This is a genomic window from Paenibacillus cellulositrophicus (genome assembly GCF_009363095.1).
In the GTDB taxonomy this organism is placed as follows: domain Bacteria; phylum Bacillota; class Bacilli; order Paenibacillales; family Paenibacillaceae; genus Paenibacillus_AQ; species Paenibacillus_AQ favisporus.
Map to the genome: position 1 here is coordinate 830608 of NZ_CP045296.1, position 21834 is coordinate 852441.

19 protein-coding genes are annotated in these 21834 nt (G+C 51.5%); 17 read left to right on the plus strand and 2 right to left on the minus strand.

The features are described 5' to 3' along the window. Positions 1–24 precede the first annotated feature (24 nt). The 15 genes from GCU45_RS33395 (at position 25) to GCU45_RS33465 (ending at position 17917) form a co-directional block, all read left to right on the plus strand. Positions 25–492 (plus strand): MarR family transcriptional regulator, encoded by a 468-nt coding sequence (locus GCU45_RS33395; RefSeq protein ID WP_152404539.1) that lies wholly within the window; start codon positions 25–27, stop codon positions 490–492. A gap of 156 nt (positions 493–648) precedes the next feature. After that, positions 649–2061 carry an MDR family MFS transporter gene (locus tag GCU45_RS33400; protein ID WP_152404541.1) on the plus strand — a complete coding sequence of 471 codons (1413 nt, stop codon included), beginning with the start codon at positions 649–651 and terminating at the stop codon, positions 2059–2061. A 304-nt stretch (positions 2062–2365) separates the two neighbouring features. Further along, on the plus strand, positions 2366–4192 hold the full coding sequence (locus GCU45_RS33405; RefSeq protein ID WP_152404543.1) for a sensor histidine kinase: 1827 nt from the start codon (positions 2366–2368) through the stop codon (positions 4190–4192). Further along, positions 4167–5681 (plus strand): response regulator transcription factor, encoded by a 1515-nt coding sequence (locus tag GCU45_RS33410; protein ID WP_167527316.1) that lies wholly within the window; start codon positions 4167–4169, stop codon positions 5679–5681. The genes GCU45_RS33405 and GCU45_RS33410 overlap by 26 nt, the downstream gene beginning before the upstream one ends. Before the next feature lie 167 nt (positions 5682–5848). Continuing rightward, on the plus strand, positions 5849–7180 hold the full coding sequence (locus GCU45_RS33415) for an ABC transporter substrate-binding protein (protein ID WP_152404547.1): 1332 nt from the start codon (positions 5849–5851) through the stop codon (positions 7178–7180). 21 nt (positions 7181–7201) lie between these two features. Continuing rightward, complete coding sequence (locus GCU45_RS33420) at positions 7202–8068, plus strand: carbohydrate ABC transporter permease (protein WP_076165466.1); 867 nt, start codon at positions 7202–7204, stop codon at positions 8066–8068. A 98-nt stretch (positions 8069–8166) separates the two neighbouring features. Then, positions 8167–8973 carry a carbohydrate ABC transporter permease gene (locus GCU45_RS33425; RefSeq protein ID WP_152404754.1) on the plus strand — a complete coding sequence of 269 codons (807 nt, stop codon included), beginning with the start codon at positions 8167–8169 and terminating at the stop codon, positions 8971–8973. 168 nt (positions 8974–9141) lie between these two features. Beyond that, positions 9142–10248 carry a Gfo/Idh/MocA family protein gene (locus GCU45_RS33430; RefSeq protein WP_152404549.1) on the plus strand — a complete coding sequence of 369 codons (1107 nt, stop codon included), beginning with the start codon at positions 9142–9144 and terminating at the stop codon, positions 10246–10248. Positions 10249–10305: 57 nt separating this feature from the next. Next, positions 10306–11109 carry a sugar phosphate isomerase/epimerase family protein gene (locus GCU45_RS33435; RefSeq protein WP_152404551.1) on the plus strand — a complete coding sequence of 268 codons (804 nt, stop codon included), beginning with the start codon at positions 10306–10308 and terminating at the stop codon, positions 11107–11109. A 33-nt stretch (positions 11110–11142) separates the two neighbouring features. After that, the gene (locus tag GCU45_RS33440) at positions 11143–12561 is read left to right on the plus strand and encodes a sulfatase family protein (protein WP_152404553.1); all 1419 of its coding nucleotides are present in this window, start codon (positions 11143–11145) and stop codon (positions 12559–12561) included. Further along, positions 12558–13562 carry a Gfo/Idh/MocA family protein gene (locus tag GCU45_RS33445; protein WP_152404555.1) on the plus strand — a complete coding sequence of 335 codons (1005 nt, stop codon included), beginning with the start codon at positions 12558–12560 and terminating at the stop codon, positions 13560–13562. The genes GCU45_RS33440 and GCU45_RS33445 overlap by 4 nt, the downstream gene beginning before the upstream one ends. Before the next feature lie 17 nt (positions 13563–13579). Further along, entirely contained in the window at positions 13580–14134 is a 555-nt protein-coding gene (gene cysC, locus GCU45_RS33450; RefSeq protein ID WP_152404557.1) for an adenylyl-sulfate kinase, read from the plus strand. 14 nt (positions 14135–14148) lie between these two features. After that, complete coding sequence (locus GCU45_RS33455) at positions 14149–15567, plus strand: sulfatase family protein (RefSeq protein WP_152404559.1); 1419 nt, start codon at positions 14149–14151, stop codon at positions 15565–15567. 30 nt (positions 15568–15597) lie between these two features. Beyond that, positions 15598–16485, plus strand: coding sequence for an AraC family transcriptional regulator (locus GCU45_RS33460; RefSeq protein WP_152404561.1), 888 nt, complete (start codon positions 15598–15600; stop codon positions 16483–16485). Then, positions 16478–17917: a sulfatase family protein gene (locus tag GCU45_RS33465; protein WP_167527317.1), complete on the plus strand. Its 1440-nt coding sequence runs from the start codon at positions 16478–16480 to the stop codon at positions 17915–17917. Before GCU45_RS33460 ends, GCU45_RS33465 begins: the two co-directional genes overlap by 8 nt. Before the next feature lie 93 nt (positions 17918–18010). Here the strand turns inward: GCU45_RS33465 and GCU45_RS33470 are convergent, their stop codons facing one another. Continuing rightward, complete coding sequence (locus tag GCU45_RS33470) at positions 18011–18949, minus strand: tyrosine-type recombinase/integrase (RefSeq protein WP_152404565.1); 939 nt, start codon at positions 18947–18949, stop codon at positions 18011–18013. A gap of 422 nt (positions 18950–19371) precedes the next feature. Between GCU45_RS33470 and GCU45_RS33475 the strand changes: the two genes are divergently transcribed. Together GCU45_RS33475 and GCU45_RS33480 are read left to right on the plus strand one after the other, a co-directional pair. Beyond that, entirely contained in the window at positions 19372–20205 is an 834-nt protein-coding gene (locus GCU45_RS33475; protein WP_244364719.1) for a discoidin domain-containing protein, read from the plus strand. Between the two features lie 130 nt (positions 20206–20335). Beyond that, positions 20336–20695 carry a winged helix-turn-helix transcriptional regulator gene (locus GCU45_RS33480; RefSeq protein ID WP_152404567.1) on the plus strand — a complete coding sequence of 120 codons (360 nt, stop codon included), beginning with the start codon at positions 20336–20338 and terminating at the stop codon, positions 20693–20695. A gap of 84 nt (positions 20696–20779) precedes the next feature. Here GCU45_RS33480 and GCU45_RS33485 read toward each other — a convergent pair whose 3' ends face one another. Then, positions 20780–21343: an NAD(P)H-dependent oxidoreductase gene (locus GCU45_RS33485; RefSeq protein ID WP_152404569.1), complete on the minus strand. Its 564-nt coding sequence runs from the start codon at positions 21341–21343 to the stop codon at positions 20780–20782. Positions 21344–21834: the final 491 nt, after the last annotated feature.

The following is a 21834-nucleotide window of genomic DNA, read 5'->3' on the forward strand; positions in this document are numbered from 1 at the left end:
CTCCAACGGGCGGGAGGGCAGTCCATGAATAAACAAGAACAGGTCATGATGGATTTCAGGGACTTATTTAACAAGATGGCTTGGCTTAATAAATCCAAGATGGAAGACAGCCTTAAAGGGTATAAGCCTTCTGAAGTCCATTGCATCGAAGCCATCGGAAAAAACGACGATCCCAACGTAACCAAACTTGCGGAATCCCTTTATATGACGAGAGGTGCCCTAAGTAAATTAACGAAGAAGCTTATGGAAAAAGGCCTGATCGAAAGCTACCAGAAGCCGGATAACAAAAAAGAAATCTATTTTAGGCTTACGGAACAGGGGAAGTTCATTTATAACATCCATGAGGAACTGCACCAAGAGTTTCAAGAGCGGGATCAAGCCGTGTTTGAGCAGGTAACCGAGGAGCAATTTGACGCTATGCTTCGCTTCATCCAAGCGTACAGCAGGCATTTGGATGCGGAAATTATGAAACAGGGTATTAGTATTCATTAAGATGGACCCATTCGAATAATGAATAAAGAAATCGCAGGCAGTCGTGCTCTATTGAGCATGGCTGCTTTTTTGTTATGATTATTTTGTTGACAGGGAAACAAAGTTGCGTTATTGTTGACAAGGAAACAAACAACCTTCTATGGTGAGGTGATGAACATGGCAAAAGTTAAAGCCAAGGAATCAGGATTACCCAAAGAAATGCTTATTGCCGCCTGGGCGATTGCCCTCGGAGCCATTGCCCCCATGCTGGACTCGACGATGGTGAACATCGCCATTGACCAACTAACCAAGGACTTCAATACGACATTGGATATCGTTCAATGGTCCATTACCGGGTATGTTTTAGCCCTTGCGATTGCGGTTCCAGTATCCGGATGGCTTATGAATACATGTAACGGAAAGAAAATCTTTATCGGAGCAGTCATCGCTTTTGGTGTCATTTCTGTGTTAGTAGGTGTAAGCTGGGATATTTCCAGTTTCATCTTTTTTCGTCTGCTTCAAGGATTCAGCGCGGGAATCATAACGACGCTCATGTCAACCCTATTGGTTAAAACAGCAGGTCCTGAAAATGTGGGGAAAGTGATGGCCATCGTCAGCACGCCTATGATTTTTGGACCAATCCTAGGGCCAGTCATCGGAGGCTTTATCGTTCAAGGCGCGTCTTGGCATTGGATATTCTTTATCAACGTGTTTATCGTTCTGATTGCTGCGCCCCTGATGGTGAAAAAGATTCCCGACTTTGAACCGTTTGACAAAGACAGTAAACTCGATGTTTTTGGAATTATTGATTTGTCCTTCATGAGTGCGGCCCTGATATACGGCATTACGAAAGCAGCGGACCATGCATCCTTTAACAATCGGGAAACGATCCTGTGGGTGGGCATGGGTCTTGCCTTAGCCGTCATTTACTTCGTATATAATCGGAACCGAAAAAATCAAACCGTGCTTCCGTTGAATCTGTTTGCACACAAGAGCTTCACGGCTGCGAGTATCGGTTTGTTTTTGGCGAATATTGCCGTCATGGGTCCGATGATCATCCTGCCGTTGTTCTTCCAAAACTTCCGGCATTTTACCGCCATTGAGGCAGCGCTTGCGTTAATTCCCCAAGGCGTCGGGATGCTCATTACACGGCCGCTGATCGGAAAAATGATTGATCGGATCGGCGCGAAATACGTAGTTCTGGTCAGCCTTGTCATTTCGCTTATTGGTTCCATTCCGCTGATCTTTATCACCGATCATACAAGCATGATCTGGATTTCCATCGTATTGTTCATCCGGGGTACCAGTTTTGGAGGCATTATGCTTCCGCTTACGAGTGACGCTTATACAGGACTGGACAGCAAACAACTTCCGCAAGCAGGTGTCGGGATCAATATGATTGAAAACCTGGGATCAAGCTTTGGCTCAGCGGTTATTGTAACCGTCGTCGCAGCGGCCCTCCAAGGAATGCAGCCAACGATAGCGAACGGATTACAGGGTTATCATACAGGATTTTTAGTATCCGCTGTTGTCCTTGCGATAATCTGCATCCCGGGTCTATTCCTTACCCATAAAAAAAGCGCATCATAACGATTCTTGCTTCACATTCAAAGGCGGATGTTGTTCATTTTTGCTGCCACTCACACAGCTTCCATAAGGGACGGATGCCACCTGGCATTCGTTTTTTTGCGTGACAAGGGTTCCAGACGGCGGTTAGCGAATACAGGACAATCATCCGGCGCATAGGCATCCAAAGAAAGACAGCCGGAAGTATTTGGAGGAAGGTGGTGATATGATCAGAACGATCTGAAACCGGAGGATTTACACAAGGATTTCCACAAGAACATGGCATGGATAAAGGGAGGAGAGCCCTATCAAACGGTGGAACGACTATTTGCTGAAAACAAAAATGTTTATCGCATTCTCGGCGGTATCCCTGTTTATTGTGACGCTGACCTGCCTGATGTTTGACTACAAAAATGTAAGCGATATCAAAAGCCAAACGTTCGCACTATCGGATACGATTACGAGGCAGTTCAGCAGGACGTTCGAGCTGTATGTACAGGACATTGAAAAATTATCCGTGTCAATCATCGGGGATTCCATCATCCAAAGCAGCCTGATCGATCATTACCACTCCAACGATCCTGTGGAGCAGAACGAAATCGAACTCACAATCAACAATCGGCTGTTCACGCATTTACAGTCGAGATCCCAATTGCAGAGCATTTACCTGTTTACTTTGGACCATAATGCGTATTTTGTATCGAAAGCCAGCGGACCTAAGGTCAGTTTTCATCTGGAAGATGAAATCTGGTATCCCCGGACAGCCGAAATCATGACAAACAAGTTCATTTTACTCCCTGTCTCTGAGGAAAATACCGGGGGAGACCGCAAGGAGAAGGTCATCTCATTCGTGCGAAATATCAACCGCATCCCTTATCGGGACACCCTCGCGTATATGAAGATTAACATCAATGTGAACGTTATTAACGACATGCTCGTCATGTCCGATGCCAACGAATTTGAACGGAGCATGAGGGTTCTCATCGTTACGGACGAGGGTGACATCGTTTACGACGGCAAGGATGAACTTACCGGAAACACCCATTCGGGACTGGACAAGTCCGCATTTCAGAAATCGCCTCACTCGGGGGAACTGACGTGGATGGGGCAGCGATACCTGTACACGATCGAGCATTCGGATTATACCAAATGGAATACGGTCATTCTTACGCCGAAAGATTTTTTACTGTCCAAGCAGAAAAAGTCGCAATATATTCTCGCTCTTGCCGGGCTGCTCGCCACAGTGCTGATCGCCCTCGTGTCTTATCTTTTGTCTCACCAGATCACGATTCCGCTGCGTAACTTGATGAAGAAAATGACGCGGGTCGAGCAGGGCGATTTCAGCCAATACATGTCCGTAACAGGAAATCACGAAATCAGCAGGCTCAGCCGGATTTACAACAACATGCTGGACAGCATTTCCCGCTTGATCAGCGAAGTATACGAATCCAAATTGGCGGAGAAAAATGCCCAGTTATCGGCGCTGCAGGCGCAGATCAATCCTCATTTTTTGTACAACACCCTGAACATCATGAAGTCGATCAGCCGTGTCCGGGGCATCGAGGAGGTTGCCGAAATGTCGGAATCGCTCGCAGAGCTGTTCCAGTACAGCATGAAAAATTTGCAGCACCCGGTCCCCCTTCAGGAGGAACTGAACCATATCGAAAATTACATGAACATCCAGCATCACCGGTTCGGCAGCAGGTTCGAGCTTCACGTGTCCGTCCCTGATCATCTGCTTCATGCATCTGTATTGAAATTAACGATACAGCCTCTAATCGAAAACGCCATCATTCATGGATTGGGCAACATGAAGTCCGGCGGAAGGATTGACCTTCGGGCGATGCAAAACGGCAGCTCGTTCGTCATCGAGGTGTCCGATAACGGTAAAGGCATGGACAAGGAGCAGCTGGAAGGGCTGCGGAGTGCACTCCTGCATACTGCACATTCGAGCCGCATTCAAGACCGGCCGTATGGGATCGGACTCAGCAATATCCGTGAACGGATCCGGCTGTTCTATGGGGCCGAATACGGGATGGAGCTCGAGAGCAGCCAGGGCGGAGGGACGACCGTCCGGATCACCTTACCGTTTATGGATCACGACAACTGGAATAAGGAGGATGCCACGGATGAATATATTTCTGGTGGAGGATGAGCATTGGGCGCTTGCGGAGCTCGTCGAGCTGTTCCGGATCTATGAAACGGAGCACCGCATTTTTGCATTCGGCAGCGGGGATGAAGCGTTGGCCGCAGCCTATGAGAACACGCCCGACCTGGTATTGACCGACATCACGATGCCGGGTATGGACGGGCTGGAATTGATCAAAGCGTTAATCGGCGTCCACCCAGACCTCAAAGCGATCGTGCTGAGCGTGCATGACCAGTTTACCTATGCCCAGCAGGGGATGAAAATGGGAGTCATTGACTATTTGCTGAAGCCTGTCCGCAAGGAGGTTTTATACGCGGCCATTGACCAAACGCTTCTTCAAATTACACACGATACGCAAAGAAAAACCGAACGTATGCATGCAGCCGTCACACAGATGCTTTTGTCTTCAGAGACCCCGGTGAATGAGTATACGGCATCTGTTACCGGGAGTCTGTATTTCGCAGCATTACTGCAAACCAATGGCCTTGCTTCGGAAGAGGGTGGGAAGGATACGGCGCTAGGCAGCGCACGATCGGTATTTCACAAGCGGCTGCGGGAACAAGACTTCTACTGCATTGACGTTGGCGCGAAGCGGAAAGTTCTGCTTGCAGCCTTAGAGGATGAACATCTTATTGCATACTGTACGTCCTGCCTTCAAATGCTCTATCAACAATTGATCCGTTCCGGAATTCAAGTGCACATGGGGTACGTCATCAAGAAGAAAGGGGAGTCCCTGCACTCCAGCTATACGGCATTGAACAAAATGATTGAGGAGCAGAGGAAGTTCGGGATGTCCACATACGTAACGCCAGACACATGCACTGTAGAGGCTGAAATCGGCGAAATATGGGATCGTGCCAGGCTGCTCCAAAATTTTATGAGACAGGGAGAAATCCAAAAGGGGAAAGATACGATTCAGAGTATAGTTCATGAATTAAAGCATCATCAACTGACTTTGAAGCAGCTGACGTTGTTCATTAGTGATCTTTTCTATTCGCTCAAATATAACCTTCATGCTTCTTCTAACCGGGACACCCGAATCGCCGCGCTCCATGACGACATGCATGTACTTCACGAATTCACTACGTATGACGAATTGTCCGGCTGGCTTACCCATAAAGTATTCGGGCTGTTCGGCGGGCAGACACCTTTTGATCAGAAACCCAAGGAACTTGTCCCCATTCTGTTAAATCATATCCATTCGAATTATGAGCATGATCTTTCACTTCAGCAGTTTGCCGCGGAACATCACGTAAGCCTCGGTTATTTGTCACGCCTGTTTAAAACCCAGACGGGGTACACCTTCTCAGACTATTTGATCAGGCACCGGATCGAAGCAGCCAAAACGCTGTTGAGTGAGGGAGCCCGCATCACGGATGTCAGCAGACTTGTCGGCTATGAGGATCCAAAGCATTTCAGCCAAGTATTCAAACGAATTGTCGGCGCCCCCCCTAAAACATACGCTCAAATGCAAAAAAGAAAATTCACCCCCTAAAAATGGGCAAAAGCACAGGTGTTCACCCATCCGTAATCCATCTAATCTTAACTTACGAGGGAACCCGGGCCCTTGATGCTGCATCGTTTCTCCCATCGAAAGCGCATTCAACCTTTGAGCAATCCGCAGGATCCAATGAAGGAATCAGTTAGGGAGGTTGTGTAATCATGAAGATGACGAAGAGCAAACCGCTTGCATTCGTTACCAGTATCGTGTTAATGATGACGCTGCTTGCAGGCTGCGGGGGAGGGGGCAATGCCGCCGAAGGTGATACCGGAACCGCCGGTTCAACTTCGAAAAAGACGACGCTGACATTGATGGTCGGCAACACAGGTACAACCCTGGAGGCACTGAAAGCCGTAGCGGCGGAGGCTGAGAAAAAGCTCAATATCGCTATCGAATTCGATATTAAACCGGACGGCGGGGAAGGCGACAATCTGGTCAAGACGCGCCTGGCCACCGGCGATATGGATGATCTGCTCGTATATAACACCGGATCGCTTTTTCTGGCGCTAAATCCGGAAGAGCACTTTATGGATGTAACGAACGAACCTTTTATGGCCAATGTGCTGGATTCCTTTAAGACGGTCGTCACATCCAACGGTAAAGTTTACGGCGCCCCGGTGGGCTCTACCAATGCAGGGGGCATTCTCTACAACAAAAAGGTTTACGCTGACCTTGGCCTGTCCGTACCGAAAACATGGGATGAGTTCATGGCCAACAACGAAAAGATCAAAGCAGCCGGTAAAACCGCCGTGCTCGCTTCCTACAAGGATACTTGGACTTCACAGTTGTTTGTGCTAGCCGACTTTTATAACGTAAAGGCGCAGGTTCCGAATTTCGCGACGGATTACACGGCCAACAAGGTCAAGTATGCAACCACACCTGCGGCGCTCCGCGGCTTCGAAAAGATCGAAGAAGTGTACAAGAAGGGCTATATGAATAAGGATTTTCTGGCAACGACCTATGATGTGGCACTGAAAATGCTGGCCACCGGCGAAGGCGTGCATTACCCGATGCTGTCCAGCGGACTCGATACGATCATGGCCAATACGCCGGACCAGATCGACGACATCGGATTTTTTGCCCAGCCGAGCGACAGCGCGGACATAAACGGGCTGACCATATGGATGCCGAGCGGCCTGTATATCAACAAAGACACCAAAAACGCCGACGCGGCAAAGAAATGGTTGGACTATTTTGTCTCTTCGGAAGGGCAGGCCGTGTTCGCTTCCAAGGTGAAAGCGGCGGGTCCATACGTGATCAAAGGCGCCACACTGCCGGACGATTCTTACGGTGCCGTAAAAGACATGCAGCATTATTTCGACGAGGGGCACACTGCTCCGGCGCTTGAATTCGTCTCCCCGGTCAAAGGGCCGAACCTCGAAAACATCACGGTCGCCGTCGGCAGCGGCATCAGCACAGGCAAAAAAGGGGCCGAAGACTACGACAAGGACGTGGAGAAACAGGCGCAGCAGTTGAACCTTCCTGGCTGGTAACCGCCGAGAAAGGAGAACTTCATGACCAAAACCAAGATGAGAACGTATTCGTATTTCTTTTTACTGCCAGCCGGCATCATTTACTTCGTCTTTTATTTGCTCCCTACCATCCTGTCGTTTTTCTTCAGCATGACGAGATGGACCTTAACGAAATGGACGTATATCGGCTTTGAGAACTATGCTACGTTTTTCTCCGAAACGTCGCTGAGCATCGGTTTCCGTAACACGCTTGTGTACGCCGTCGTGACCTGCGGGTTAAAAGTCGTGCTTGGTCTTCTGCTCGGTGCCTTCCTTACGTCAAGGATTCTGTTCAAAAACTATTTGCGTTCGGTTATCTTCTTTCCGACCTTGCTAAGTACGATCGCTGTGGGGATCGCATTCTCCACGATGATGCACCCTTCGCACGGGATGTTCAACACCGTCCTGGCCTCTCTGGGCATCACCGGTCCGGATTGGCTGGGCAATACGAAAATCGCGTTATTGTCCGTTGCGATGGTCGATGTCTGGAAGGGCGTCGGCGTCGCGACGGTCATCTACATCGCAGGAATATCGGCGATTCCCCAGGAGTATTACGAGGCTTTAAAGATCGACGGAGGGAACAACTATTCCGCTTTTTGGAATATTACGCTGCCGCTGAGCCGGCCGGCCATGAACTCCGTCATTATCCTTGCGTTCATCGGCGGCCTGCGCTCCTTCGATTTGATTTGGGCGATGACGAAGGGGGGACCCGGTTTTACGACCGACCTGATCGCCTCGATTATTTACAAGCAGTACCAGGCCGGTTTTTATGGGCTCGCTACGGCCGGTAACGTGATCTTGTTCATCGCTGTCTCGGTGCTGGCGTTCCCGCTCTATAAGTTCCTGACGAAAAGCGAGGTGAACTTATGAGCAAAGGTATAAGCAGCAATCACATGATCAAGGGCATCCGCGGAAGCAGGAGCGAGCGCGCTGACGGCAGACTATCCAAACGGGTGAGGAAAATCACGATGGGTATCGTGGCACTTATTCTGAGTACCTTGATCTTTTGGATTCCCTTTTACTTTGTCATCATCAACTCGCTTAAGAATCAGGCGGAATCCGCGGATATGAGCATGGCTTGGCCGAGCAGCTTTCATTTCCTGGACAATTATAAAGCCGTCCTGACTGCTTCGGATTACATGCTGATCCGCGCATTCATCAACAGCACGCTGCTCACCGTCCTGTCCATCAGCATCCTCGTTATTGTGGCGGCGATGGCCGGCTTTGTGCTGCAGCGCAGGGAAGGAGGGAGGACGTCCTCCTTCATTAATTTTCTTGTGCTCGCCGGGCTGATGATCCCGCCGGCTATCGTGCCGACGATCTGGGTGCTTGATTCCATCGGTTTGTTCAAGACGCTGGCGGGAATCATGCTTATCGAAGTCGCTCTGCATTTTCCGTTTGCGGCGATTCTGTACAAAGCGTTTGTGGCGACGCTCCCCCGTGAAGTCGATGAGAGCGCTTTGATCGACGGATGCGGTGGCGGCCGGTTATTTTTGAGCATCATTTTTCCGCTATTGAAGCCGGTGACCTCGACTGTGATCGTACTGACGTCCATCAATGTGTTTAACGATTTTGTCAATCCGCTTTACTTTTTCCCCGGCGCGGACAACGCCACGATCCAGCTGACGCTGTACAATTTCATGAGCCGGTTCACGACATCGTGGAACTTGCTGTTTGCGGACATCGTGCTGATCTCGATCCCGCCGCTCATCCTCTTTATTTTCTTTAACAAGAAAATCGTGGCGGGGATGACGGCAGGGGCGGTCAAAGGCTAGAAGAATGACCCGGATAAATGTGCAACACAAATCGTCCGGATCGGTACAGTTTCTGTCCCGATCGACCATGAATCAGGAAATCACGGGGATTATGATGTTATTAGAAAACGGTTACAGATCTTCTAATTGTGGAGCAACGAATGAATAACGGGTGAAAGGGATGAGGAAATGGCGGTCAAAATCGGAATCGTCGGCATGAATGGAATCGGGAATAACCACGCTAATTGTTATAAGGACGACGAATTGGCGGATGTTGTAGCGGTATGCGACGTCGTTCGGGAACGCGCGGATGCCGCTGCGGAGAGATACGGCGTCAAAGCCTATTACAGCTTGAAGGACATGATCGAGAACGAGCCGGATTTGCAGGTCGTGGACATTACGACCGGAGGGATCGATAACGGAAGCTGGCATTTCGAACCGGCGATGGAAGCGATCGGTTACGGCAAGCATGTGCTCGTCGAAAAGCCGCTGTGCAATGATGTCCGCGAAGGCCGCGAACTGGTGGCCTTCGCTGAGAAGCAGAAGGTGTATCTCGGATGCAACCTGAATCATTATTTCACCGCCCCTGCCGAGAAGGCGAGGGCTTACATGGACGGCGGAGAAATCGGCGAGCTTGTGTACTGCCTCGCCAAAATGGGCTTCAACGGCGGCGAAGCGAATTATGCTCCCGCCGGCTCAGCGAAAATAAGCGGACATCCGTATTTTCACATGCGGGCGTTTCTGACGCATCCGTTTAGTGTAATGCGGCATTTCTGCGGGGATATCACCCACATTCAAACGTTCTCGGACCGGCCGGGGTTCCGCCGCAGCGCCGGTGACGTGATGGTGTCCATCAACAGCATTCATGTCAAGTTTGCGAACGGCGGAGTCGGGTATCTGCTGAGCCAGCGGGGCGATGCGGTGTATGGGATCGGCGGCTGGTGGAGCCTGGAGGTGGCTGGATCCAAGGGGACCTTCTGCATCGAAAATTGCGTCGAGAAGGTTTCATTCTGGAAAGCGGAGAAGGGCATCGCTGCGATCAGCGTTCAACCGGAGCCGGTCGTCACCGATTTCGGCACTAACGATTTTAACCGGACGTTCAACAACCGGCTGCACGCCTTCCTGGAGGATGTAGAGAACAAAGTGTCTCAGGACCAGCTGCGCGCCAGCGGCCGCGATGCACTGGCCGTATTGGAATACGTACATGCGGTTCAGGAGTCCTACGAACTCGGCGGTGAAGTCGTTCGGCCGCATCCGCTGCCGCCGCTGCATGGTGATCCGCTGTACTTGAAGTAAGAAATCTGGATTATATCCATTATTCGAATATTCGAAGACCAAGGAGGAAAACCCGAGATGATCAAGTTAGGGGTCAATTCCGTATTATTCAAGCATTTCAGCTTTGCGGAAGCGGCAAAGCAAATCGCACTCTGCGGTTACGACGGAGTCGAGATTGCCGCCATCCAGGGGATGTGCGAACATCTGGACCTTAGCCGCTGGAAGGAGCAGAAGAACGAGCTGCTCGAAATCGTACAAGAGAACGGCCTGTCCCTCCTTTCGACGGAAGTGGCATCGCTCGATGAGCAGCGGCTGCTTCCTGCATTCGAAGCGGCCGCCGAGATGAAGATCCCGATCGTGAACGTCGGTCCAGGGGGCAAGATGAATGTCGAAGAAGACCTCGCCGCATCGATCGATAAGCTGGCCAGTATGTCTGAGAAGGCAGCGTCATTTGGCGTAACGCTGTGCGTCAAAGCCCATGTAGGCAACGCGATCCACAATACGCCGACAACGCTGCGGGCCATGGAAGAGGTTCCATCTCCGGCGTTCGGCACTGATATGGACCCGAGCCATATTCACCGCGCCGGCGAGCAAGCCGAAGTGGCGCTTCCAGCCGTGTTAAATCGAGTGAAACACATCCATATCCGTGACTGCCTGGGGAAGGAACAAGGCCCTGGTCCAATCGAACTGCAGGCGTGCGGAAGAGGAGACATCGATTTGTACGGGTACTGCAAAGCCATGGTCGACGGCGGATACGATGGCCCGGTCGTGTTAGAGGTCATCGGCGCTTCACCGGAGCATTCACTGGCGCAGGTATCCATCGTTGCGGCTGAGTCGTACGGCTACTTGAACGCGATCCTCAAGAACTTGGGTGCGCGATAAATCCATATTTGGTAAGGAGTGAACTCAATCGACATGAGCAACCGTAAGCGTAAGAATGAGCCTAAGCGTAAGCCAAACGTCATTATTTTCGGCATCGACAGCCTTCGGCGCGATCATATGAGCTCCTATGGTTACGAAAAGCTGACGACCCCATATATCGACCGCGTAGCGAAGGATGGCGTCCTGTTCGAGAAGCATTTCAGTCCCAGCATTCCGACCACTCCGGCCTATGCGTCTATGCTGACAGGGATGGACGTATTCGGAACGGACGTCGTGGCGCTCCGCCATGAAGGCCCATTAGGCGATCATGTGCAGACTTTGGCCGAAACGCTGGGCGATCAAGGTTATAACACGACATGCATCGGTTTCACCGGCAACCCGTCCTCGCGCGGATTCGAGACGTATCTGGATTACGAGGCTTGGCAGCCCGATGAGACGGGAAGAACGCCCAAAGCGCAAAATCTGAACGAAGTGGCCGTACCGGAGCTGGAACGTTTGGCTGCGGACAACAAACCGTTCTTCCTCTTTTTGCGGCACATGGATCCTCATTCTCCTTACTTGCCGCCCGCGCCGTATGAACGAATGTTCTACGGCAGTGACGAAAAGGATCCCGGCAACCGCTCCATGGAACCGGTCTACGCGTTCAAACCGTTTGCCGACTTTTTGAAATCATGGATTCCGGAAGGCGTCACCGACCAGGAATACGTCACCGCGCAGTATGACGGGGCCGTCGCCTATATGGATGCCTGCATTCAAACCATTTTTGCCAAGCTCAGCGCGATGGGCCTGGAGGATGACACGCTTGTGATCATCACCGCCGATCACGGAGAGACGCTGTATGAGCACGACTGTTATTTCGACCATCATGGGATGTACGACTGCACGTTGGTCGTCCCGCTCATCATCAAGTTTCCTGGCCGCGTGCCGGCCGGTAAGCGGGTATCAGACGTCACGGTCATTTCGGACGTGATGCCGACGGTTCTGGATCTCCTTGAGCTTCCCGTGGAGACGAAGTTCGACGGTCGCAGTCTGCGAAAGACGATCGCTGGCGAAGAGCGGGACCGGATCAGCGAATTTTATATCACCGAGTGCACTTGGATGCGCAAGCATGGCTGGCGCACACCGGAATGGAAGCTGATCCGGGCGCTTGAACCGGATTTCCATTTCAAGCCTGAGGTGGAGCTGTATAATCTCATTCTCGATCCCGAAGAAAATCATAATGTCGCGGAGCAGGAGCCGGATGTCGTTGCGCTGCTTACGAAACGGATGGAGGATCACATTGCCAGGAGAGAGCAGGAGACCCAAAGAGTCAACCCGATCTATACCAATTTGAATTGGCATGGAACAGGCAAGAAATTCACCTCGTCCCAGGAAGTATATGATTCCCTTCACATCGGTTCCATCAAAAAGGCGCGTTCGCTGCAGGCGAAGGAAAAGGCGGAATCCCGATGATCAGGGTTGCTGTCGTCGGTGTGAATCATATTGGCAAGATTCACTGCCGGGCATACAAGCAGCACCCGGATACGGAGCTAGTCGCCGTATGCGACCTTATGCCGGACCGCGCTGAAGCGGCGGGACTCGAGCATGGCGTTCCTTTCTATACGGATCTGCGTGAACTTCTCGCCGCAGAATCTGTGGATATGGTGGCCGTGGCGACGGCGGGAGTTGAGAAAGGGAGCCATCATTTCGAGCCTGCCGTTATCGCGATCGAAGCAGGAAAAGACGTGCTCGTCGAGAAACCAATATCGAACCGGATCGAAGAGGCCCGCAGCATGGTCGCCCTCGCCCGGGAAAAAGGCGTAAGGCTAGCCTGCAACCTGAATCACCGCTTTACACCTGCTGCGTACAAAGCTAAGGAACTCATCGAACAAGGGAAGCTTGGTTCCATGCTGTATATGAACATGCGGCTAACCATTTCGAACCGGCAGGAGGATACGGAGTGGCTGCACATGCGTGCGCTGCATCCGCATTCCATCGACGTCATGCGCTACTTCGCTGGCGACGTGAAGCGGGTGCAGGCATTCATGACGAAAGCGCCGGGGCGGAATTCGTGGTCGACCGTTTCGGTCAACATGGAGTTCGATTCAGGAGCAGTCGGTCATCTAACCGGCAGTTACGACGCCTCCATGCGCCACCCGATCGAGTTCTGTGAAGCGGCCGGCACCGCAGGCCGGATCGTCATCGACAACGTCTATGAGAGCATGACGTATTATCCGCATCAATCGGATGAACTTACGGTGCTGCGCAATCCATTGTTCGGCGGGATGCAGGGGTTTGATGACACATTCAAGCACCGGATCAACCGCTTTATCGAACAGATCAAGGGAGGAGCTTCCCCCGAAGACATCGAGGCTTCAGGCTCGGATGCGCTCGCCGCACAGGAAGTCATCGAAGCGGCTATCCGATCGCATCAGTCCGGCGGAATACCCGTAGAGGTGCCGACCAGCCCATAAGCAGGAGGTACTTAAGGATGAATATAAGGCAGGAAGAGAAAGGAACGGTATTATGGTTTACCGGCCTTTCGGGTGCCGGCAAAACGACGACGGCCCGTTATGTGGCGAATGAACTGCTGCAGCGGGGAGTCCGCGCAGAGCTGCTGGACGGCGACGAGCTGCGGGAAACGATTTGCAAAGGCCTCGGGTTCAGCCGTGAGGAGCGGTTTGAGAACATTAAAAGAATCGCCTACGTCTCTAAGCTCCTTGCCCGTAACGGGGTCCATGTGCTCGTATCCGCCATCACGCCATATGCTGAAATGAGAGACTACGCAAGGCAAGAAATTCCGGGTTTCGTCGAAGTGTATGTTAAATGTCCTTTGGAGGAATGCGAGCGGCGTGACGTGAAGGGCCTGTATGCCAAAGCAAGGCGGGGAGAGGTGAAGCATTTCACCGGAATATCCGACCCTTACGACATCCCATCCAATCCCGACATCACGATTTGCACATCATCCCATTCGCTTCAGCACAACAGCGATCAGATTCTATCCTGGCTGAATCGCAGGGCACCGCTAAAAAAGGCAGCTCCTTAGGAGGACTAAGACGGATGAAAATCATTATGATTTCGCTGGATACGCTTCGCGCTTCCCGGTTAAGCGGGTATGGTTACACCAAGCCGACGAGTCCGCATATGGACCGGATTGCCGCCCAGGGCGTTCTTTTCGAACGGGCGTACGCCGCCGATATTCCGACCGAAGTGGCGCATACCGGGATTTTCACGGGCAAAATCGGACTCACAACAGGCGTTGTATCGCATGGTTCCGAGCTGGCTCACCTGCCAAAGTCGGTGCCATGGCTGCCAACAATGCTGCGAAGCGCCGGATTCACGACCTCGGCGGTAGACAATTTGTATCAATTGAAGGAATGGTTCGCCAGAGGTTACCGCTATTATACGAACAGCGTCGGCGGCAACCGCTGGATCGACGGCGTGACGGTCAACGAGCTGGCATTCCCGTGGATTGAGGCGCATCGGGAGGAGAATTTTTTTCTGTTCCTCCATTACTGGGATGCACACACGCCTTATTTGCCGCCGGCAGACTATATTCCCGAATTTTACGACAGCGGCCGTGATCCCTATGATCCGGCCAACCGCAGCATGGAGCGGGCGTATAATCATCCGGCGTATCCTTTTTTTAAACACCACCACTACGATCTGGTCGGTCCGGTAACGGACAGTGCTTATTATGATGCGCTCTATGACGCCGAAATCCGGTATTTGGACGACCGGTTGAAGGAGCTGGACGACCATCTGGCAAAACTGGGAATTGCCGAGGATACCCTGCTGATTCTATTCGGGGATCATGGGGAAAGCCTGACGGAGCACGATATATATTGGGACCACTGCGGACTGTATGAACCGACCGTCCATGTACCACTTATCATGCGTTGGCCGGGCAGAATTTCTGCAGGAAAGAGAGTGCATGGGCTGGTTCAGCAGGTAGACCTGCTGCCGACCATTCTGGAGTCGATCCGCCAAGAGCTCCCTTCACATATTAACCTTGCTCCGCTAGCAGATCCTATTGGGTTGGACGGCAAAAGTTTATGGCCGGCGATTCGAGGAGAAGCCGAGGGGACAGCGGAGAAAGTATTCTTGAGCGAATGTGCTTGGCAGGCGGCCAGAGCCATCCGGACACCGAGGTACAAGTTCATCCGAACGTACGATGCTGGACCGTTTACCCGTCCGCCAAGGGAACTGTATGATCTGATTGCCGACCCCGCGGAGAACGACAATCTGGCGGATCAGCTTCCGGAGCTCGCCGATCAATTCGAACAGGAAATCGGCGAATGGGTCAGCAGCAAGCTCGGCGGCCGCGAGGACCCGATGATGCGGCAGCTTGCTGAGGCGGGGCTGCCTTTCCGGAGACGGATCGAGCAAATTCTGTCCGCTTCCGGCATGAGCTGGGACGAATGGCAGCGGGATCCGCGGCGGGAGCGGTTTGATCAGGCAGCCTCGTCCTGCCATTAACGGTTAACGGTCAGAAGGAGGTGCTGCTGCATGCAGGAAATTCTCAATAGCCGGGGCTTTATGAAGGAAGAATTTCCGTTCTGGATCACACGGACCGAGCAGGGATCGCTTGCCGAGCATGGGCATGAATTCGTCGAGCTCGTCTATGTTGTGAAGGGAAAAGGGAGTCATATCTTTCAAGGAACGCGTTATGACATCCGGGCAGGGGACGTGTTCATTATCAACCCGGGCGAGATACATGCCTATGACGTGGAGCAAGGCGAGAAGATGGAAATCATCAACTGTCTGTTCATGCCGTCCTTCATATCGGACGCGCTGCTCAGGGAGCTGGAGATTACCACTTCGATGGATTACTTCTATGTGCATCCTTTCCTGAAGCATGACGTCCGTTTCAATCATCATTTAAACCTGCTCGGACAGGAAGCGGCTTCCGTCCTTACGCTGCTTGACAGCATGATCCGGGAAATCGGAGCGCGTGTCCTGGGGCATACGACGGTGATCAAGCTTCAGCTGGTGGAGCTGCTGGTGCTCCTCTCTCGATATTACGCGCTAATGCACAGTCGCAAAAGCTATGCTTCGCCGCGCCAGCTGGACCGGGTGATGACAGCCCGTCGGATCTACGGTTATTTGGAGCGCAGCTTCGATAAAAAAATTACGCTCCAATCCCTTTCCGGTTTATTTAACGTCAGTACCCGCCAGCTTAACCGCATCATGAGGGAAGAATTCCACAAGAGCGTATTCGACGTCCTCCATGAAATCCGGATTGAACGGGCCAAGCGGATGCTGGCCGAATCGGACGAGAAGGTGATTGCCGTGGCCGCCAGCGTCGGCTATGACGATCCGTCGTTCTTCAGCAGGCTCTTCGTGCGGCATGCCGGCTGCTCACCGAGCGAGTTCAGGAGCGGTGCACATGCGTAATCAGCGTCCCAATGTACTGCTGATCACCGCGGACCAGCTTCGATACGACTGCGTGGGCTACAGTCGTAAGCATCCGGTCCGCACGCCAAATTTGGACCGGCTGGCTGCAGATGGCGCAGCGTTCTCGCATGCGTACTCCGTCCTGCCGGTCTGCTGCCCGGCGCGGCAGTCCCTGCTTCATGGCAGACGGCCGGAGACGTTTGGCGCCTTGTGGAACTACAGCGGGGCGCTTCCCGTTGCGGCGCTGCCTCCTGACGCCTACACCTGGGCGAGGACGCTTGCAGAGAACGGGTATTCCTGTTCCTACTTGGGGAAATGGGGTGTGAATCCCGATTACGATGCGACAGCCTACGGATATCATTCGTATCTCGGTGAAGCGGAGTACGACGAATATGCCAAGAAGAAGTACCCGGACGTGCATTTTACAAACGGATACTTCGGCGAAAGTAATCCCATTCCGCTGGAAGACGCAAAGACGCATTGGTTTGCAGACCGTGCAGCCGAGGAACTGGCACGCCTTCAATCCAGCGGGAAGCCTTGGCATATGGCACTTCATTTCTCCGAACCGCACCTGCCGTGCCGGCCGTCCGCGCCGTTTGCCGACATGTACGACCCTGCAGGCGTGCCGGAGTGGGAAGGATTCAGGGATTCATTGGCGGGCAAGCCGTACATCCAGCGGCAGCAGCGGCTCAGCTGGGGCGTGGAGCATTTTACATGGGATGACTGGGCGCCCATTGTTGCGCGTTACTACGGGTTGATCAGTCAGCTTGACGATGCCATCGGCAAGGTGCTGGACGTGCTGGAACGCACAGGAGCCGCAGAGAATACGATGGTCATCTTTACCGCCGACCATGGCGACATGTGCGGTTCGCACGGCATGATGGATAAGCATTATATTTTATATGACGACGTCGTCCGTGTGCCGCTCATCATTCGTTGGTCCGGTGTTCGGCATCCCGCGCAAACCTGCGATGATTTCGTGTATAATTTTCTGGATCTGCCTCCGACGTTACTGTCCATCCTGGGACTAGAGTTATGTAACCCCGGCCATCTGCAGGGGAAATCGCTGCTTCCGCTGCTTGCCGGTGAGGGACTGACTGAGCCGTGGCGGGACGCGGTTATATCCACATACAACGGCCAGCAGTTCGGCCTGTATACGCAGCGTATGATCCGGACCAGGCAGTGGAAATACATCTGGAATCCAACGGATATCGACGAATTGTATCAGCTGCAATCTGATCCCGGCGAGCTGAATAATGTCGTCAGCGAAGCGGAGCATGCCGGCATCCTTCAAGAACTTCGCGCTCGGCTGTATCATCAGCTAAAGGCGGACGGGGATGCGCTCGTCTCGAACCAGTGGATGCAGAGGCAGCTGCTGGGCGGCGCCAAGCTGAACGATATCCAGCGGACGACCGGATCGCTTAAAGGGTAGCTTTTTTCCCATCCTCCCAATGAAAAGACCTGTACGGCTCAGGTCGGTCATTCGGGAGCTTTTTGCGTTCCCCAAATAAATTCTGCAGCCCGTTTAAGCTTGTCCATTCAACAACTCCTCTGGAATGGCCAGCCGGATATTATTCATCGCACGTTCTTTGGCCTCATCCAATACGTGGGTGTAGATCTGGGTCGTGGAAATATCCTCATGGCCAAGCAGCTCTTGAACCGTCCGCAGGTCAGCTCCGTTGTGCAGCAAATCCGTAGCGAAGGAGTGTCTCAGCTTATGGGCGGACAGCGTTCTTCCCGATAAATGCGGATACTTTTCGAACAGGGCTTGAAAGGTTTTTTCCGCGATACTCTGTACCATTCGTTTGCTGATGCGGCGCCGGAATTGGGAAATAAAAAAAGCCGTTTCCTTGGCATTCCGGGGAGGGATCCGCTCGTTCAGACATTTCTGCAGCAAGTGGGTCATTTCAGCAGGGAGGGGGATGTAGCGCCATTTCCCGCCTTTTCCGAGCACACCGATGTTATTCCCTACCTGATCGAAGTCCGAAATGTTTAACTTCACGATCTCACTGACACGAAGTCCCGCATAGGCCATCAGAGCAACGATCGCAACGTCTCGAATCATATATCTTCCTTCAACCAGTCCCAGGCATGCATCGAGAAACTGCTTTTGAAGATACACGGGCTGTTTTTTCTTCTCGACCTTTGCTTTTTCAATATTCATGGCCGGATTATGGTCCGTTAGCTTGAATCGAATCATGACTTTATAAAAGAGACGGATGGCCGACTGGCACCGGTTGCGGTACCGGGCGCCTGCGCCGCTTTCACGCACACGGGTCAGGAAATACATCACATCGATCTCCGAAACTTCCGAGACGGCTTTGCCGTCCAGCGACGTCAAAAAATGCTTGAGATCATGAAAATAAGCATTCTGCGTTTCTTGTGAATATTCACGATCCTTCATGTAGGAAACAAACAGCTTCGTTTCGCGTTCATATTGCTCAAAAACTTCCGTATATTTCATCAGCTTGGCACCCACCTGATCGATTTAAAGATAAATTGCATTAAATATAGATTTAATGCAATTTTAGTATAACAAAAAACGCTGTAAGTTAGGGCGCTTTTGGCACAAATAAACGGGGAACCGGATTTTAGGACGATTAAGGGTCTGCCGTTCGGTTTACAACCATCTTCTTGCCCAATGAAGCTGAAGGATCACCAGGTGATGATAAGAAAAACGTCTATCGATGTACCTTCAAAGAAGACAGACCGCGTTTAGCTGAAGTTTTTCTTGCGATTATAGAATGGTTCAGCTTCGCTGAATTTTATAAATTCTATAATCTTAAAAAATCTCTTTAGCGTTCATATGAACCGTTATATAATGTTCTTATTAGTTTATATCAATCCAATAATGTTCATTTGATACTCTGAAATGGGGAGAGAACGATGATGCCGACAATCAAGCTCGAATTATTGAATCGTCAAGATGAAGTGAGGACGGAGGAGTACAGCGATTCGCAAATGACGCATGTCCATTTGATGGAACGGGAAGAAGAAGGGTTTACGCATCTGGCCTGCCAGCGTGTGGAGTACACCGAGGGCGACAAGTTTAGAGTTACGATGGAACAGCCGGATTCGTATATCGTGGTTCAGATGGATGAGACGCTCAATCCGTCTTTCATTTATGTAAAGGGAACCACATGGGAATACGAGATTCCGCTGGCGTACAAACGAGCATATCCCGAGAACGCTTTTGCCGGATCGAAGCATTATGTTACTGCCCGGTATGCGACGGAGAATGAGATTAGCCAGTACCGCAATCTGGCCTTAAACCCTCATGACCAGAAGCAGGAATCGGGCGCTTTCCCGCATGCTCATGCGAATGTCGAAACCCGAAACGACCCGACCTTCTTTGCCCGCAACGCCATCGACGGCGTCTATGCCAATTACAGTCACGGTTCTTACCCGTATCAATCCTGGGGAATTAACCAGCAGCCGGATGCCGAGCTGACACTGGATTTCGGTCGTAAGGTGCAGCTTGACCGGCTGGGCCTTGTATTACGCGGCGATTTTCCGCATGACAGCTGGTGGAAAGAAGTAACGGTCGCTTTTTCCGACGGGTCAGAGGAGCAGCTCCATCCTGCAAAAATCCGCAGCATCCAATACTTTGACATCTCTCCCCGCACGGTCGAATGGCTGGTACTCAAGCGATTGATCAAAGGCGATGAGACGCCGTTTCCGGCCCTGACGCAGATTGAGGCATACGGCAGAAATGTATAGGTAAGCATCTTTTGATGGGTAAGCATCGATTACCGGGCAAGCCGCCTTTATCCCCTGCACATCCTTTTACGCTGAAGAACTTAGCATATATAATGAAAACAGATCGTCTTGGCGAAAGGAAGGTGCTCCTGTGCGGGAAACCTGTGTTCCGGGCGGCGTTAAGCTCAAAGACACCGGATTTGGATATACGCTGTCCTTAATCGGCGGCAAATACAAAATGATCATCATGTACTGGTTGTCCGAACATCAAGTGATGCGTTTTAATGAACTCCAGCGGAGTATCGGAACCATTTCCTTTAAAACGCTTAGCGTCATGTTAAAAGAAATGGAGGCGGATGGCCTGGTCATACGCAAGGAATTTCCTCAGGTTCCCCCGAAGGTCGAATATTCCTTGTCCGAACGGGGTCTTTCCCTCATCCCTGTCCTGAATCTGATGTGCGAGTGGGGGGAGAAAAACGTGGTTCCCGGCGTTGAGGCTGTTCAGCGATAGGCATCCCGTAATACGGCTCATTAGAAGAAGTATTTCCCTTACAGGGAGATACTTCTTTTTTAATGGCCCAATCCATTTGCCGGCTTAGAGGGAGTCGATAAACTTCAAATAGTCCTGCGCGCTTTGTTCCAGTTCGTCTAGGGGCTGATCGGCTTCCGCTCCCGGCACATTTTCACCAGGCTCGCTCTCCGTACCGTAGAATGCAAACACCGAACGATAATCCGCATTGCAGTACCGGAAGGTCGTTTCAAACGGAACCAATATTTGCTCAAGTGTACACCGGTACCTGCCTGTTTCGCTGTAATCCGCTTTTTTGATCCCTGCAGAGACGCCAAGAGCGACTTTGCGGTTCTTTAGCTTGTCGCCACCGTTCGAACCATAAGCCCAGCCGTATGCCAGCACTTCGTCCAGCCATTGTTTCAGGAGAGGCGGACAGTTGAACCACTGGATTGGAAACTGCAGCATTAAATGGTCATGCGTTTCCACTAAACGCTGCTCTTTTTCCACATCGATAGATTGGTCAGGATAAGCTTTGTACAACTCATGGACCGTGTATTTTTCCGGGTATTTATGGAGCTCTTGGACCCATCGTTTATTAATGACAGACGTTTCAATGCTTGGATGCGATACGATCACTAAGGTTTTCATCGGATTGGTCCTCCTTTGTTCGATAATGACTTCGTATTGAGTATAAAAAATACCTCGCCCCGCTGTAAGTACGCACTTTTAGTACAGGTACTAACATCCTGGTAAGTGTGAACCGCGTCGAACAGAGCCTTTTAACGACTTACGTCGGCGTATCCACGCTGGATGGCCGATACAAGCGATGAAACGGAATTGACAGAGGCCGGATAAATCTATACAATAATATTGTTTCGTATGAATAAATAATTGAGAGTATCGGAAGCATTTTAACTGTTACAATCAAATTATTTTTTTATCCAAAGATACATTTATCTCTTTTAAAGGAACGATCGATTCTGAAAAGTACATCTTTCCATGAATAGGCTTAAGGCAGAACGATGAGCATTCCTTTCACGTACATTTATTGTTTCAAATGAAACAAATGGTTTTAACCAACTCAAAATAGCAAGCCAGGATGCAGTACTTGGAACCGACGAGTGATTCGCGAGGCTGTA

Bases quoted from the DNA above. Each gene is read 5' to 3' on its own strand.
- GCU45_RS33455 (WP_152404559.1), top strand. From the start codon at position 14,149: ATGAAAATCATTATGATTTCGCTGGATACGCTTCGCGCTTCCCGGTTA.
- GCU45_RS33420 (WP_076165466.1), top strand. From the start codon at position 7,202: ATGACCAAAACCAAGATGAGAACGTATTCGTATTTCTTTTTACTGCCA.
- GCU45_RS33430 (WP_152404549.1), top strand. From the start codon at position 9,142: ATGGCGGTCAAAATCGGAATCGTCGGCATGAATGGAATCGGGAATAAC.
- GCU45_RS33475 (WP_244364719.1), top strand. From the start codon at position 19,372: ATGATGCCGACAATCAAGCTCGAATTATTGAATCGTCAAGATGAAGTG.
- cysC (WP_152404557.1), top strand. From the start codon at position 13,580: ATGAATATAAGGCAGGAAGAGAAAGGAACGGTATTATGGTTTACCGGC.
- GCU45_RS33485 (WP_152404569.1), bottom strand. From the start codon at position 21,343: ATGAAAACCTTAGTGATCGTATCGCATCCAAGCATTGAAACGTCTGTC.
- GCU45_RS33470 (WP_152404565.1), bottom strand. From the start codon at position 18,949: ATGAAATATACGGAAGTTTTTGAGCAATATGAACGCGAAACGAAGCTG.
- GCU45_RS33415 (WP_152404547.1), top strand. From the start codon at position 5,849: ATGAAGATGACGAAGAGCAAACCGCTTGCATTCGTTACCAGTATCGTG.
- GCU45_RS33445 (WP_152404555.1), top strand. From the start codon at position 12,558: ATGATCAGGGTTGCTGTCGTCGGTGTGAATCATATTGGCAAGATTCAC.
- GCU45_RS33435 (WP_152404551.1), top strand. From the start codon at position 10,306: ATGATCAAGTTAGGGGTCAATTCCGTATTATTCAAGCATTTCAGCTTT.
- GCU45_RS33400 (WP_152404541.1), top strand. From the start codon at position 649: ATGGCAAAAGTTAAAGCCAAGGAATCAGGATTACCCAAAGAAATGCTT.
- GCU45_RS33465 (WP_167527317.1), top strand. From the start codon at position 16,478: ATGCGTAATCAGCGTCCCAATGTACTGCTGATCACCGCGGACCAGCTT.
- GCU45_RS33395 (WP_152404539.1), top strand. From the start codon at position 25: ATGAATAAACAAGAACAGGTCATGATGGATTTCAGGGACTTATTTAAC.
- GCU45_RS33410 (WP_167527316.1), top strand. From the start codon at position 4,167: ATGAATATATTTCTGGTGGAGGATGAGCATTGGGCGCTTGCGGAGCTC.
- GCU45_RS33425 (WP_152404754.1), top strand. From the start codon at position 8,167: ATGGGTATCGTGGCACTTATTCTGAGTACCTTGATCTTTTGGATTCCC.
- GCU45_RS33440 (WP_152404553.1), top strand. From the start codon at position 11,143: ATGAGCAACCGTAAGCGTAAGAATGAGCCTAAGCGTAAGCCAAACGTC.
- GCU45_RS33460 (WP_152404561.1), top strand. From the start codon at position 15,598: ATGCAGGAAATTCTCAATAGCCGGGGCTTTATGAAGGAAGAATTTCCG.